The sequence below is a fragment of the Azospirillum sp. VT-I1 genome (assembly GCF_055698305.1).
Window position 1 is genome coordinate 88994 of the sequence record NZ_CP168803.1, and the last position, 14264, is coordinate 103257.

The window sequence follows — 14264 nt, forward strand, 5'->3', positions numbered from 1 at the left end:
TCAGGCCGCCCCGCTCAGCTGGAAATCGGGCTGCTCAAGCGTCGGCCGGGTCGGCATGGCGATGTGCTCGTCATAGATGGCGCGGTAGATGCGGTCGATGGCGACCTTGTCGTAGGACTGGGCGACGCGGCGGGCGATGGCCTGGGCGCAGCGCTCGCGCCATGGGCGGTCGAGCAGCAGCGCCCGCAGCTCCCGTGCGGTGTCGAGCGGGCTTGCCAGCGGCGTCACCGCCCCGCCCGGCCCCAGCGGCGGATCTTCGTCCGGGCGGCCCAGCAGCAATTCGGAACAGGATCCCACGTCGGTCGCCACCGTCGGCACGCCGGACGCCCCGGCCTCCAGGATCACCAGCGGCTGCGCCTCGCTGACGCTGGTCAGCGCGATGGCGTCGACCTTGCCCAGCCAGTCGGTCAGCTTGACCCGGCCGGCGAAGATCACCGTCCGCTCCAGCCCCAGATGCGCCACGATGGTGCGGCATTCCTCGACATAGCCGGGATCCTCCTCCAGCGGGCCGAGGATCATCGCCTTCAGGTCGGGGATGTCCTCGCGCAGGATGGCGGCCGCGCGGATGTAGGTCTTCACGTCCTTGATCGGCACGACGCGGCCGATCAGCGCGATGGTCGGCGGGCGCGGCTCCGGATCGCGCCGGACCTGGGAATAGCCGGCATAGTCGATGCCGTTGGGCACGATCGTCAGCTTGGCCGGATCGGCGCCCTGCCGGCGCTGGAACTCCTGGTTTCCGCCGTACAAGGTGATGATGCGGTCGCAGGCGTCGTAACAGGCCTTGGAGTAGCTGGCAAAGGTGTCCAACCACAAATCCCGCAGGTCGCGCTTCTTCCGGTCGAGCACCAGGGAGGTGTCGCCCCCTTCGAACAGCCATTCGGCCATCAGGATCTCGATGCGCCGCTCGTTGGTGTAGATGCCGTGTTCGGTCAGCAGCGCCGGCCGTCCGGTCTCCAGCCGCGCCCGCGCGGCGAACAGCCCGGCATAGCCGGTGGAGATCGCATGGTAGACGGAGGCCTGCGGCATCGGCACCAGCAGCGTGGCGAACAGCCCGCTCATCAGCGCGCGGCTGCCCCAGAAATATTCGAGGAAGGAGGCGTCCGGCAGGGCGGCCCTGCACATGCGCACCACCATCTGGAAGGCGTCCTCGGAGTTCAGCAGCGCCCGCTTGCCGACCCGGCCGCGCCGCGGCGCCAGCAGCCGCAACACCTCGGCCACCTCCGCCAGCCCGCCGCCCTGCTGCAGCCGGCCGAGCGGCTTTTCCAGCGCCGCCACCAGCCGCGCGGTTCCTGGCTGCCAGCGCCAGCCGGCGGGCGGGTCCTGGAGATAGACATGGGTCAGGCCGGTGACGTTGGGCGGCAGCTCGTAGGCCAGCCGGCGCGCACCGCGGTCGGCGACCAGGGCCACCACATGGAAGGTCAGGTCGGCATGGGAGCGGATCAGGTCATGGGTCCAGGTCGACACGCCGCCCGCGACATAGGGATAGGATCCCTCCATCAGCAGGCAGACGTCGGCCTTGGGGGCATGAGGCGCCTCGGGCAGGGAACGGCTGGTCATGCGGCCAGCTCCTTCGCGGCGGTCGCCGGCGGGCCGGATGGCGGGTCGTCGCGCCAAAGGGCGAAGACGTCGCGCAGCGTGTCGGGAAGCGCGGCCTCGTCTCCCAGCAGGTCGGGTCGGCGGCCGGGCAGCGCGCGCAGCTCGGCAAAGCGGCCCAGCCGGAACAGGCTCTCGGCGTACCAGTACAGGATGCGGCGGTCGGGCGTGCGGTCGACCAGCGGCTCCAGCCGCGCCGCCGCCTCCGCCGCCAGTCCGCAGCGCAGCAGCAGCCGACCGAGGTCGAGGCGGATGCCATCGTCATCGGGGGTCAGTTCCAGGCTGCGGCGATAGCCCTCCAGCGCCTTCTCCCGGATCTCCGCCTCGCGGTTGGCGTCCAGCAGGCCGCAGAAGGCGTAGTCGTCGAGATGGCGGGCGAGCGCCGCCTGCGCGTCCGCATCCTCCGTCCGGTCCCGCGCCGCATGGTCCAGCGCCAGCCAGCGCTCGTTGAACTCATGCTCCACCCGGGCGGTGGCGGTGGCGGCCTGGACGCGGACGGACGGGTCGGCGTCGGCGAGGCCGGCCTTCAGCGCGGGCGTGAAGGCGGGGCGGAAATGGCGGGCGACGAGCGCGATCACCGCCTGCTTCTGCTGCGGCGAGCCGATCCACATCACGTCGGTGAAGGAGTCGCCGGCGGCGAGGTGGGCGTTCTCCCGCCCGGTCACGATCAGCTCGTACAGCTCGCGCGCCGGGCCGATCTCGCTGTCGGGGAAGAGGGAGAGATACCAGTCCTGGAAACCGGTGGCATAGCGGCTGAACAGCGCCAGCAGGGCCGCCGTCGCCACGGTGCAGGCGGCGCCGACCGGCCCGAGCGGCACCATGGTGACCAGCAGAAGCCCGGCAAGCCGCAGGTCGCGCCCGCGCCGCGCCAGCCCGCGCACCCACAGCCCGACCAGGGCGCAGAGCGCCAGATGCAGAACCGCGCCGGACGGCAAGGCGAAGGGATGGCCCGACAAGGCGAATGCCACGGCGGCGGCGTCGAGCAGCCCGGCGGCCGGCGCCACCAGCAGCAGCTCGCCCACGCCGGCGGACGGGCGGTCGCCGGCAAGCAGATCGGAAGCGGCGGGGGACGGGGCGCTCATCGCACCGCCTGCCCGTCCGGCTGGCTCTCCACCCGGCCATCCGCGGGCGCTTCGATCCGCCGGGTGGTGAAGCCGATGGTGATGCCGGCCAGCGCCTCGGGCAGCGCCTGACGGACCGCGCGTTCAAGCTTCGCCTCCACCAGTCGGGCGCCGTCCAGCGGCGTGCCGGCCAGCACGACGCCGAAGGAGGTCCCCTGCTGGCCGAAATCGCAGGCGAGGTCGGTGTCGCGCAGGCTGCCGCGCACCGCCTCGCCGATGGCGGCGGCAAGCTCCGCCCGCTGGCCGGCGGACAGGCGGCCGATGCCGGTCGGGCGGATGGTGATGGCCGTGGTCTCGAACCCCATGCGGCGGCCGAGCAGGGCCAGGAACTCGCCCTGCCGGCCGATATAGCTGGAGGAATAGAGCGCGTCGTCGGTGAACACCCGCTGTTCATTGGCGGTGCGGTACTGGCGCGCCTTGGCCAGCGCGGTGCCGATCCATTCGCACAGGATGCGGAAATTCTCGACCGTGTTGACGCTGAGGTCGGTGAAGCCCAGGCTTTCGATCTTCACCATGCCGACCACCTCGCCGGTGTCGCTGCTGACCAGCGGGCCGGCAAGGACGCCTTCGCCGGCCAGGATGCGCTCGTCCTCCGCCCGATTGACGCAGACCTGCCGCTGGCGGGCGATCACCTGCTGGAACAGGGCGGTGCCGCTGTCGAACCAGCGGGCATAGGTGTCGTGGTCGTCGTCCCAGCCCTCGTTCGTCACCGATTCCAGCACGTCGTTGTTCAAGAGGAACAGCGAGAACTTCTCCGGCTTCATGACGGTGCGGACGAGGTCGGCGACGCCCAGCATCACCTCGCCCTCGTCCAGCCGGTCGATGGACTTGGCGGCCTGATAGAGGGTGAAGACGGTGCGCAGCTGGCCGGCGACGCGGGTCTCAAGGCTCTCCTTCACCGATTTCAGGGCGCGGTAGGAGCGGGCGATGGCTTCCGCCTCCTGCCGGGCGGCGTTGAGGCCGGCGCGCAGCTCCTCCCGCTCGCGCAGCTGGCGCATGCGCAGCTCGCCGAACAGCACGGCGGCGACCAGCCACAGGATCGGTTCGCGCGTCAGGGTGAAGAGATGGTCGTACAGGTCCTGGGTGATGCCGGCGTCCGGCACATTGCCCAGCCGCAGCGCCACCGACGCGGCCAGCGCCGCGAGCACGCCCTCGTTGGTGCCGTACTGGATCGCCAGCAGCAGGACCGGGATCCAGAAGGGATGCGGCTGCACCCCCTCGAACCGCAGCCCGGAGCCGAACCAGAGATCCAGCCCGAGCGCAACGCCGAAGAACAGCACAAGCTCCAGCAGCGCCACCGAGCGCAGGCCGAACCAGCGGCGGCGGGGGGCGCCGTCGGCGGGGATCGGGGCGGCCACAGTGACGGCGGGGGCTGGCTGCTCATCGTCGGACCGGATCTCAGGGTGTCGCGGCGACCACCGGCCGCAGGCTGTCGATCATGCGCGTCACCACGCGCTGGGCGACGTTGTTGACGCTGTCGCGGCTGAAATAGCCGCGTCCGGCCTCCGACTGGCTGGAGGTCCACAGGACGGCACCGTCAGAGACGCGGACCAGCCGGGCGTTCAGCCCGACCACCGGCTCTTCCCGCAGGCCGTGCTGGTAGCCGTATTCCGACACGCTGCCGGCCAGAACCGCGTCCACCGCCAGCGCCCGGCCGGCGGCCTGCGCGTCGAGCGGGGCGTCGGCCGCGGCCTCCGTCGCGGCGGCGGGGCCGGCATCGGCCGGCTTCAGCGCCGACAGGCGGCTGCGGACCCGGCCGGCCTCCACGGTGCGGACACCGCCGACGCCGTACAGTTCGGTGGAGACGAGGTCGGCGGCGATCTGGCCGGCATTGGGGTGGTTGGTCAGGTTCTCGAACGGCAGAACGGCGACGGTGGCGCCGGCCGGCAGCGCGGCACCCGGCTGGGCGAAGTCGCGGCTGTTGATCCGCCCGACGCTGCAGCCCGCCAGCAGCAGTCCGGCCGCCAGCAGCGCGCCGAAAGCCCGCATTCCCTTGGTGTTCATCCCCATACCCTTCGACCCCATCGCGTCACGCATCCCCATTCCCGCGTTTCCCTTCTTTTAACCATGAAGACGTTGACACACCGTCAATAACGCCAGACCAGAGTGACACCTGCGCTGTTCACCGCGCTGGCCGTGCCGCGGGCGGTGGAGCGGGCGTGGGCGGCGCGAATCCCCAGTTCCAGCCCGTCCGCAGGCTCCCAACCCAGGGAAACCGCGCCCTGCGGGCCGCTGCGCCCGCGCCGGTCGTAGGCGTAGCCGAGCTGTGCCGCATAGCGGACATAATCGGTGACATAGTCCTCGACATTGATCTGGAGCGCGTGGACCTCGCGCGTCGCGGCCGGCAGCGGGACATAGGTCTGTCCGTCCGCGTTCTGCCGTTCCTCGCGATGGCCGACATATTCGGCATCCAGCACATAGGCGACGCTGGCGAGCGGCCCGGCCGCGTTCAGGACGTAGCGCAGGGAGCCCTCCACCGTGGCGCTGCGCGCCAGATCGGCGGCCCCGGCCAGTCCATAGCGGTTGTAGCCGGCGCCGAGCGACAGCGCCCAGCGCTCCGACAACCGTTCCTCATGCTGCAGGAACAGGCGGTCGCGCCGGCCGCCGCCGACAATGCCCTCCAGGAAGGCGAAGTTGGGCTCGCTCCAGGCGAAACCGGCGCGGGTCTCCGACTCCTCATCGCGCCAGCCATGGGTGTAGCCGGCGCCCAGCGTCCGCGGCGCGGCGTAGAAGGTGAAGGTGGAGCGCTGCAGCTCCGGCCAATCATGGACCAGCCCGGCCTCCAGCCGGGAGCGCGCGCCGTGGAAGGGCTCCTGCCGGCCATCGGCGCGCTGGGCGGCGTCCACATCCACCTCGCGCCGTTCAAGCGCCCAGATCAGGCTGGTGGAGCGGCCAAACTCCTGCACGCCGCTGAGCCGGGCGATGCGCTGCATGTCGGCGTTGCGCACCTGCTGCCAATCGACGTCGAGGCGGACGCGGTCGGCATTCGCGTGCAGGAGCAGCGCCTTGCCCCGGACCAGCGACGGTTCGTCGGGCGTCAGCTCCAGCGCCCCGTCATAGGCCATGATCGCTTCGCGCCAGCGGCCGAGCCGCTCCTCCGCCTGGGCCAGCAGGGCGGTGGACTGGGCATCCCGCGGGTCCTGCGCCAGCAGGTCGCGCAGCAGCACCCGCGCCGGCCGGACCTCGCCGCCCTCCATCATCGCCAGCGCGCGGAAATAGTCGATGCGGCGCTGCGCGGCACGGTCGGCCGCCATCGCCTGCGGCGTCGGGCGGGCGGCGGGGGCGCGGCTGAGCGCGACGGTGACGCCCCTGGGGTTTGCCGCGATGTCGGCCGTGACGCCGGCGGCCGGGACCAGGACGACGCTGTCGTACCCGTAAAGGATGTTGTCGATCCAGGACTCCAGCCGCTCCGGCACGCGGTCGAGCGCGACGTCGCCGAGCGGCCGGCTGAAGCGCAGCACGATCTCGCGACCCTGCCGCTCCACCTCGGTCGCGACCGGGACGGGCCAGTCCAGGCCGAAGCGGGCGGCGCGGTCCTCCCGAACCGTCTCGACCCGGGCGGACGACGGCGCCGGCTGGGCATGGATGGGGGTGGCGACGAGGAGGAGGGTGAGAAGGGCGAGAACGAGCAGTGGGAATCCCCTCTCCCCCGCTCACGCGCAAACTTCGTTTGCGCTGACGCGACAGGCGGACCTCCGGTCCGCCGAAAGCGGGGAGTGGGTTAGGGTGAGGGGGATGCGCGGGGAGGATTCTCGGGAAGTCACGCCACGCATCCCCCTCACCCTCCCCGCGCCGGTGGCGCGGGGCCCCTCCCTCTCCCCGGGGGGAGAGGGGATAGAGCGCGGGTATTGGTTACGGAAGAGCCAGGACACGGCGGGCCTCCGGCAGTCGTCCGTTCTCGATCAGCATCGATGCATAGTCCGCCTTCAGCTGCCGGTCGCCGGGACGGCGCTTGCGCAGGGCTTCGAACAGGACCACGGCGTCGTCCACCTTGCCCAGCCGGTTCAGCAGGTTCGCCTCCGTCTGCACCGCCGCATCGCCCCGGCCGCCGCGGGCGCGCAGCTGGGCCAGCGCGGTGCGGTAGAAGAGCGCTGCCGCGGCCGGGCGCTTGAGGGCGGTCAGCGCCTCGCCCAGGAAGTAATGCGCCTCGTAATCGTCGGGGCCGCGGGCGGTGTAGCGGCGCAGCAGGCGCTCGGCGTCGGCGAGGCGGTTCTCGTCATAGGCCAGCATGCCCAGCTGGCGCAGCGCGTCGGCATCCTCCGGCTTCTGCGCCAGAAGGGCCGTCCAGGCTTCCGCGGCGGCGGTGCGCTGGCCGGTCTGTTCGGCGAGGCGAGCATAGCGGCGCAGGCGGTCGGGTGCCGTTTCCTCGCGCAGGGCGGCGCGCACGGCAACCGCCAGCTCCTTGCCCTTGCCGGCCGAGGCGAGCGCTTCGATGTAGGGGGCCTTCAGCGCCGGCTGGGACGGCGGACCCGACGGCGTCGCAAGGCCGGCGGCGACACGGGCGCCGCCGCCGAGTTCGGCCAGACGGTCGTACCAGGCCGCCTGCTCCGCCGGGCCGGTCGCCGCCTTGGCCCGCGCCTCCAGCCAGTCCAGCGCCGCGGCCGGCGGGCGCGGCCCCCAGAGATAAGCGAGCTGCCTGAAATCGTCGCTCTGCGGTCCCTGCCCGGCGGCCAGCCGCTGCAAGGCCTGCGTCGCTCCCGCCTTGTCGCCGAGAGCCAACAGGGCAAAGGCCGGTTCGCGCCGCCGCTCCACCGGCAGGCGTTCGTCGCCGGCGCGGGCCAGCAGATAGCGGCGCAGGTCGGCCTTACGGCCCAGCTTCGCCAGCGTGTCGCGATAGAGGGAATCCTCCGCCTCCGCCAGCGGGGCGGCGGCGGCCTGCCGCTGCAGCAGGGCGGCAAGCTCGGGCAGCGCGTTCGCCTTGGCGGCGGCATCGGCATAGGCGGCCAGCCAATCGGCGCCCAGCCGTTCCGCCCGCACCCGCAGCAACGGCAGGGCGGCGCGATAGGCCTTGTGGTCGAGCAGCAGATAGGCGATGCCCTGCTCCTCCGCGTCGGTCAGTCCGCCCTTCGCCAGCTTGGCGGTCAGGTGGCGGGCCAACTCCTCCGACCGGCCGGCGCCGTCGAGCGCCGCGATGTAGGCAGCCTCCACCTCCGCACCGCCCTGGTCGAGCAGGGGGGCCAGCAGCGGCAGCGCCTCGGCCGGCTTCCCGGTCGCGGTCAGGGCGACGGCGACGGCCAGACGGCTGCGCGGCGAGGGATCGAGCGCGAAGGCGCGCTGTGCGGCGGCCAGAGCCAGCGGGGCGGCACGCCGGTCGGAAACGGCCCGTTCGGCGGCGCTGCCGGCGATGTCCTGCAACAGGGCGGCGGGCAGCACCGGCCGGGCGGCCAGCCAGTCGGCGACGGCAACAGGATCGCCCGCCTTGGCCGCCAGCCTCGCCCAGCCCTGCTCGGCCGCCGGAGACGGCTTGGCCTGCCGGCGGGCGACGAACCAGTCCAGACCGGCGGTCGCACGGTCCAGGTCGATGAACAGGGCCGCCAACTCCTCCAGCTGGTCGTCGGGCAGCTGGTCCTCTGGAAGGGCATCGGACGGTGCCAGCCGGTCGAAGGCCGCTGCAGCGGCGGCGCGGCGGCCGGCACGGTCGAGAATGCGGATTGCGGCCAGCCGGTCGCCCAGGGTCAGCACGCTCCCGGCCAGACCGCGTTCCGCCCAGCGCGCGGCAGCGTCGGCATCGCCGCGGCCGAGCGCGATGTTCGCCGCCAGCACCGGATAATCGCCGAGGAAACCCTCGCCCAGTTCCCGGTGCATGCGGTCGAGAAAGGCGCGGTCGCCGTCGCGCAGAGCCGTCTCGGCCAGCCCGGCCAGAACCCAATCCGGCGCCAGACGCAGGTCGCGGCCCTTGGCGGCGCGCAACGCCTCCCGCGCCTGTCCGGCACTCATCTCCAGCGCCAGCAGCCGGCCAAACTGGGAATCCTCCACCGGGCCGGACAGCGCCGACAGGCGGCTCCGCGCCTCCTCCCGGCGGTCGGCGGCGATCAGCAGGTCGATGTAGGTCAGCTCCAGCGCCAGCGCGGGTTTTTTATCGGTCACCTGCGGCTCGATCAGCCGCAGGCCCAGGTCCGGACGGGAGGCCGCCGCGAGTTGGCTCGCCAGACCGATCATGGCGGCGACGGTCGGCCGCTCACCCAGCCAGCGGCGGGCGCGGCCGAAGGCATCCTCCGCCCGGCCGAGGTCGATCAGCAGGCTCATCAGCAGTTCGCGGCTGTCGGGGCCGATGTTGCCCTGGGCGCGGTCATCGGCCTGCAGAAGCCGCTCCACCGCGCCGGCATGGTCGCCGCGCGCCGCCAGCAAGGCCGCCAGTTCCTGCTGGGCCTCGACATCGTCGGGCGCCAGCGCGCAGTAGCGGGCTAGCGCCTCGGCCTTCAGCGCCATCCGGTTGCGGAAGCCGGCGGCATAGGCCAGTTCGCGGTAGAGGTCGGCGCTCTGCCGCAGCTCCGCCAGGACCGTCAGGTTCTCCAGGTAATCGCCCGGCCGCTGGGCGTCCTGGTAGAGGCGGTTCAGCAGTTCCCGCGCCTCGATGGAGGACGGCTCGGCCGCGACGAACTCCTCGGTCAGCGCGATGGCGCGCTCCACGTCGCCCTGGGCCAGCGACAGGCGGGTCAGCGGCATCACCGTGGCGCCGCCGCGGTCGCCGGCGGCGTAGCGCTCCTCATAGACGGCGCGGGCGCTGTCGTAATCGCGGTCGCGGAATTTTTGCAGGGCAAGCTCGCCGCCGCGCGGGATCAGCAGCAGGCTGGCGCCGATGCCCGCGATCAGCACCAGCAGGACGACCAGGATGTTCGCACGCATCGCCGCTCTACCCCGCCACGCCGCCGGAGGGGCGAAGCCGCAGCAGCAGGGGCGCCACGCCCGACACCGGAACGGTCAGCGCCAGCCGCCCGTTGTCATCGGCGGTCGCGCTGCCGGCCCACAGGACGGCACCGTCGCGTTCGGCCGTGACCGTCCAGGGTCCGGGACGGGGAACCCGCCAGACCATGGCCCCCTCGCCATAGCCGGTGGCGGCGACGCGGAAGCCCGCCCCCTCCCCCGCCAACGCAGAGAAGGCCCAGCGCCCCTCCACCAGATAGGGTACGGGAGCGGGCGGATCGCGGTCGGCGCGGTCGATGTCGGCCAGCGCCACCACCGGCTCCGCCACAGCGGGGTCGAGAGCGACATAGAGGCTGCCCTGGCTGTGGCGCTGGCCGATGACCCCGGTGGAGCGGGCGAAATCGACCGCTGTGGCGCTGGCCCGGTCGAAACGCAGCGTGTTCAGCGCCCCGCGGTCGCGCACGCGCCAGCGCCGCCCGCCCTCCAACGGCTCGAACCGGGCGGTGTAGAAACCTTCGGCGATGCGGGCGTAGGTGGAGGCGGCGACCGGCGCCAGTTCCTGCCCACGGGCGGCGGTCAGCACGCCGACCAGCGCGTTCAGGCTGGCCGCCTTCTGGCCGCTGTACATGTGGTAATAGACGTTGAAGGGCTTCAGCCGGATCGGACTGCCGGCATGCCGCATGGTGTTGACCAGATTACGGTAGCCGTAGAAGCGGCTGGTCCACAGGTCGGTGTAGGTGTTCTCGTTGCTGCCGGCGGCGTAGATCTGCCGCTCCGCCCCCACCGGCAGGCCGACGGGCGGCAGGCCGGTGATGGAGGGGAAATCGGCGTCGAAGCGGGCGTCGCCGCCGTTCATGTTGACGCCGCCCGCCTTGCGCACCGCCGCCAGCACCTCCTCGAACGGGGAGGTATCGCCCGACCACTGCACCAGCACCGCCCGCTTGCCGGCAGGCGCCAGCCGGGTGAAATAGTCCAGCGCGCCGCCGATCTCCTGGTCCAGGTCGAAGGGCTGCTGCAGATAGGCGCGCGGCAGGGCATAGCGGCCGATGTCCGACACCTCGCCCGCCGTCTCCGCCGCATGGTCGTCGCCCTTGGACGGGCGGTAGGTGCCGTCGCGGTCGAGGAACGGCGCTTCCTTCTGCCGGCTGTAATCCTTGAAGAAGGCCCACTGGAAGGGGTGGGTCCAGGTGTGGCTGGCCGGTTCGACCTGCGGCAGGGCGAACAGCCTCTTGGCCGCCTCCACCGACTGCGGCGTGCCGTTCCAGGTCGGGTCGAGGTCGCCGACGATGGGGGCGACGGTCACCGGCAGGTCGGGGAACGGTTCGATGGCGGCGATGCGCACCATGTCGGCGGACAGCGTCCGCTTGGCGGCATGGGGCGCCACCTCCGTCACGTTGCGCCAGCCGTCGCCGTCGATGTGGCTGAAATAGAGCCGCCGGCCCGACAGGGTGGTGACGTCGGGCTTCGGCAGGTCGTCGGTGGCGAAGGCATCGCCGAAAAAGGCGAAGGGATCGACGATCCATTGGCGCCGGTTGTACTCGGCATCGAAATAGCGGCCATAGCCTTCGGCGACCAGCCCGCCGGCCGGACCGGTCACCACCAGATGGCTGTCGCTGGCCGGATCGTCGGCCCGCCGCATCACCAGATGGGACGTTGCGCGCGCATCGGTCTTGCGGAACAGCGGATAGCCGGGCAGCACGCCCGACAGCGGCCGCTCGAAGCCGATCATGCCGTCGGCCAGCGCCGGCTTCGACCGATAGGTCAGGTCGGAATAACCGTCGTCGTCGCGCAGCCCGAAGCGGGCGAAGAAGCGGTTGGCGAGCGCCAGCGGCACCGGCCGGCCGCCGCTCTCCTGCCGCACCCCCGGCTGGCCCAGCACGGCGAAGCGGACACCGCGGTCCATCGCCCGTCCCGCCCAGTCGATGTAGGCGCCGACATCGGCGAAGGGCTCGCCCGCGAACCAGGTGACGACGCCGCGCAGGCCCGGATAGCGCGACAGGTCGGGCAGGCCGTCGGCGACGTTCCAATAGACGACCGACAGGCCCAGATGATTGAGCGGAAGTTCCGCCATGGTGTGGATGCGGCTGAGGCGGATCGTGTCCTCCTCGCGCAAGTCCACCAGGGCCAGGATGGTGCGCGGCACCTCCTGCCGAACGGCTGCGGCCACCGACTGTGCGCCGGCCGCCATGGCAGGCGCGACCCACGGCAGCAGCTGGCCGAGCGCCAACGCCGCCGACACCACCGCCACTGTCGCTTTGGCGGCGCGTCTCACCGGGTCGGCTCCGGAATCAGGCGGTCGAGTTCGACCGTGGACACATAGGGCGAGAAGCCATTGGCCCGTTGCAGATCGTAGATCCCCCGGACGCCCGCCTTGTCGGCCGGGTCCCAGTAATCCAGCGTGAGCAGGCCGAGCCGCGGGTTCGATGCGCCGGCGGCCTTCAGCGCCTCCACCTGGAACCGGTAATCCTCCGCACTCTGCCGGTGCGGGCGCTTGGCGGCGAAATCCCAGCCGGCATAGACGCTCTCCCCCAGCACATGGCTCAGCAGCGGTGCCGTCTGCGGCAGGATCTCGTAGGCGCGGTTCTGCATCAGGCCGATGTCCGGCCAGTTGCGGCGGATCGCCCGCACCAGCGCCGCCGCGGCGTCGGTCATGCCGCGCCAGCGTTTGGGTTCGGTGCGTTCCAGATGCGGCGGGTTGTCGAGCGTGTCGAGGAAGACGCCGTGGAAGCCCTCGCGCAGGATGGCCGGCACCAGTTCCTCCACCACCAGCGTGACCCAGCGGCGGTCGCGGACGTCGACATAGAAGCTGCCGGGCCAGTTGGGGTTCTCCTGGTCCAGGATGCCCCAGCTCTTCACCCGGCCGAACCAGGGGCGGTGCGTCTCCACCTCACCCACGCTCAGATAACCGAACAGGGTCTTGCCGCGGTCGGCCAGCGGCTGGAGCGGCGGATGGGTGCGGCTGTCCAGAACCAGCAGCCGGTAGGGCTGGAAGGCCGACAGCGGGGCGGCATCGGCGTAATAGACCGCCCAGGGGGCAAAGAGGACGGCGAAGCTGAAGCCCGGCCGGTTTCGGCGGCCCGCAAGGGGCGGTTGGGCAACGCCAGAGACGCCGCACCCGAAACCAGCCCAGCGGCGACAGCCCGCCGCCCGATCAGACCACCGATCACGCCACCCGAACCCTTCCCGACGCTACCCGAGTTGAACGGTCAGCCCAGCCACGCCAGCGTCTCGCGCAGCCCGTCCTCCAATGGCGTGTCGCAGCTCATGCCGAAGGCGGCGACGAGGCGCGACGGATCGCCGATGGACACCCGGATGTCGCCCGGCCGCGCCGGTCCATGCCGGCGGTCGAGCGGCCGGCCCGACAGCTCCGCCAGCACCTCCGCCAGCCGGTTCACCGAGGTCGGTCGGCCGGTGCAGACGTTGAAGACCGGAGCGCCGGACCTTGGGCCAGACCTTGAGTTGTCCATCGCCGCCGTCAGGTATCGCACCAAGTCCTTTACAAAGATAAAATCGCGGACCTGTTCGCCGTCGCCGTTGATGGTGATCGGCTCCCCCCGCACGATCCGGCCGGCGAAGATGGAAATGACGCCGGAATAGGGCGATTTCGGGTCCTGGCGCGGGCCAAAGACGTTGAAGAAGCGGAAACCGGTGGTCGGCACGCCATGGACGATGTCGGCCACCCGCGCATGCAGTTCGCAGCCCAGCTTGTCGGCGCCGTAGGCCGACAGCGGGCGGGTCGCCGCGTCCTCTGTCAGCGGCATGGCCGGGTTGTCGCCATAGACCGCGGCGGAGGAGGCGTAGACCACCGGCACAGGCCCCTTCGCATTGGCGCGGCGGGCGGCGTCGAACACCGCGATGGTGCCGGACAGGTTGGCATGGTGGGTTTCCAGCCAAGCCTCGCGCGAGCGGTCGACGGAAGCGACGGCGGCCAGATGGAAACAGCCGTCCACGCCTTTGCCGTCGGGGCCGGCCATCGCCGATTCCACCGCCGCGGCGTCGGCGACATCACCGACCGTAACCGGCACGTCCCCGGGCAGGTTCTCGCGCTTGCCGGTCGACAGGTCGTCCAGAACCCGGACCTCGTGCCCGGCGGCCAGCAGCCGCTCGATCAGGTGCGAGCCGATGAAGCCGCAACCGCCGGTGACCAGATATCGCGCCATCGCTGCGGCTCCCTTCGCTTATGCGTCGTATGGTGGTTTCTACGCGAGGGCAGGAGCGCCGGATCTGGCGCCGCTGCGAAAATTCCGGGAGTTGGGCGGCCGCACCCGATCGGACGACGGTCAGGCGGCAGTCAGGAAGCCGGCGACGGCGGCCTGGAATTCCTTGGGCTTGATCGGTTTGGAGACATGGCCGTCGAAACCGGCTTCGGCCAGCCGGCGCTTGTCGGCGGGGGTGGCGAGGTTGGTCACCGCCAGCACCGGCGTCGCGGAGAGGTCGCCGTCGGCGCGGATCTGCTTGATCAGCTCCAGCCCCGACAGGCCGGGCATGACGATGTCCATCACCACCAGGTCCGGGGCCATCTCGCGCATCATCGCCAGCACCGAGGTGGCATCCGACGCCTCGACCACGGCGAAGCCGCCTTCCTCCAGGCAGCGGACGAAGAGCTTGCGCATCAGCACATTGTCCTCGACCACCAGGATCGTCCGCGTCTTTTCGACCGTGTCCACCATCTCGCCATCCGGACCT

General features: G+C 71.6%; 10 protein-coding genes. All 10 read right to left on the reverse strand.

Features of this window, described 5'->3' with window-relative positions; translation table 11 throughout:
* The 10 genes from pelF to AB8P05_RS19285 all read right to left on the reverse strand — a co-directional run bounded on the left by pelF (nt 1) and on the right by AB8P05_RS19285 (nt 14248).
* The gene (gene pelF / locus AB8P05_RS19240) at nt 1-1557 is read right to left on the reverse strand and encodes a GT4 family glycosyltransferase PelF (RefSeq protein WP_472760468.1); all 1557 of its coding nucleotides are present in this window, start codon (nt 1555-1557) and stop codon (nt 1-3) included.
* Complete coding sequence (locus AB8P05_RS19245) at nt 1554-2675, reverse strand: tetratricopeptide repeat protein (RefSeq protein ID WP_472760469.1); 1122 nt, start codon at nt 2673-2675, stop codon at nt 1554-1556. The genes pelF and AB8P05_RS19245 overlap by 4 nt, the downstream gene beginning before the upstream one ends.
* Nucleotides 2672-4072 carry a GAF domain-containing protein gene (locus AB8P05_RS19250; RefSeq protein WP_472760470.1) on the reverse strand — a complete coding sequence of 467 codons (1401 nt, stop codon included), beginning with the start codon at nt 4070-4072 and terminating at the stop codon, nt 2672-2674. The genes AB8P05_RS19245 and AB8P05_RS19250 overlap by 4 nt, the downstream gene beginning before the upstream one ends.
* Nucleotides 4073-4112: 40 nt before the next feature.
* Nucleotides 4113-4757, reverse strand: a complete 645-nt coding sequence (locus AB8P05_RS19255; RefSeq protein WP_472760471.1) for a hypothetical protein — start codon at nt 4755-4757, stop codon at nt 4113-4115.
* A 44-nt stretch (nt 4758-4801) separates the two neighbouring features.
* Nucleotides 4802-6199, reverse strand: coding sequence for a tetratricopeptide repeat protein (locus AB8P05_RS19260; RefSeq protein ID WP_472760472.1), 1398 nt, complete (start codon nt 6197-6199; stop codon nt 4802-4804).
* A 367-nt stretch (nt 6200-6566) separates the two neighbouring features.
* Nucleotides 6567-9560: a tetratricopeptide repeat protein gene (locus AB8P05_RS19265; RefSeq protein WP_472760473.1), complete on the reverse strand. Its 2994-nt coding sequence runs from the start codon at nt 9558-9560 to the stop codon at nt 6567-6569.
* 7 nt (nt 9561-9567) lie between these two features.
* Complete coding sequence (locus tag AB8P05_RS19270) at nt 9568-11850, reverse strand: polysaccharide deacetylase family protein (RefSeq protein ID WP_472760474.1); 2283 nt, start codon at nt 11848-11850, stop codon at nt 9568-9570.
* Nucleotides 11847-12578 (reverse strand): endo alpha-1,4 polygalactosaminidase, encoded by a 732-nt coding sequence (locus tag AB8P05_RS19275; RefSeq protein ID WP_472760698.1) that lies wholly within the window; start codon nt 12576-12578, stop codon nt 11847-11849. The genes AB8P05_RS19270 and AB8P05_RS19275 overlap by 4 nt, the downstream gene beginning before the upstream one ends.
* A gap of 206 nt (nt 12579-12784) precedes the next feature.
* Complete coding sequence (locus AB8P05_RS19280; protein WP_472760475.1) at nt 12785-13738, reverse strand: NAD-dependent epimerase/dehydratase family protein; 954 nt, start codon at nt 13736-13738, stop codon at nt 12785-12787.
* A 120-nt stretch (nt 13739-13858) separates the two neighbouring features.
* Complete coding sequence (locus AB8P05_RS19285; RefSeq protein WP_455174074.1) at nt 13859-14248, reverse strand: response regulator; 390 nt, start codon at nt 14246-14248, stop codon at nt 13859-13861.
* Nucleotides 14249-14264: the final 16 nt, after the last annotated feature.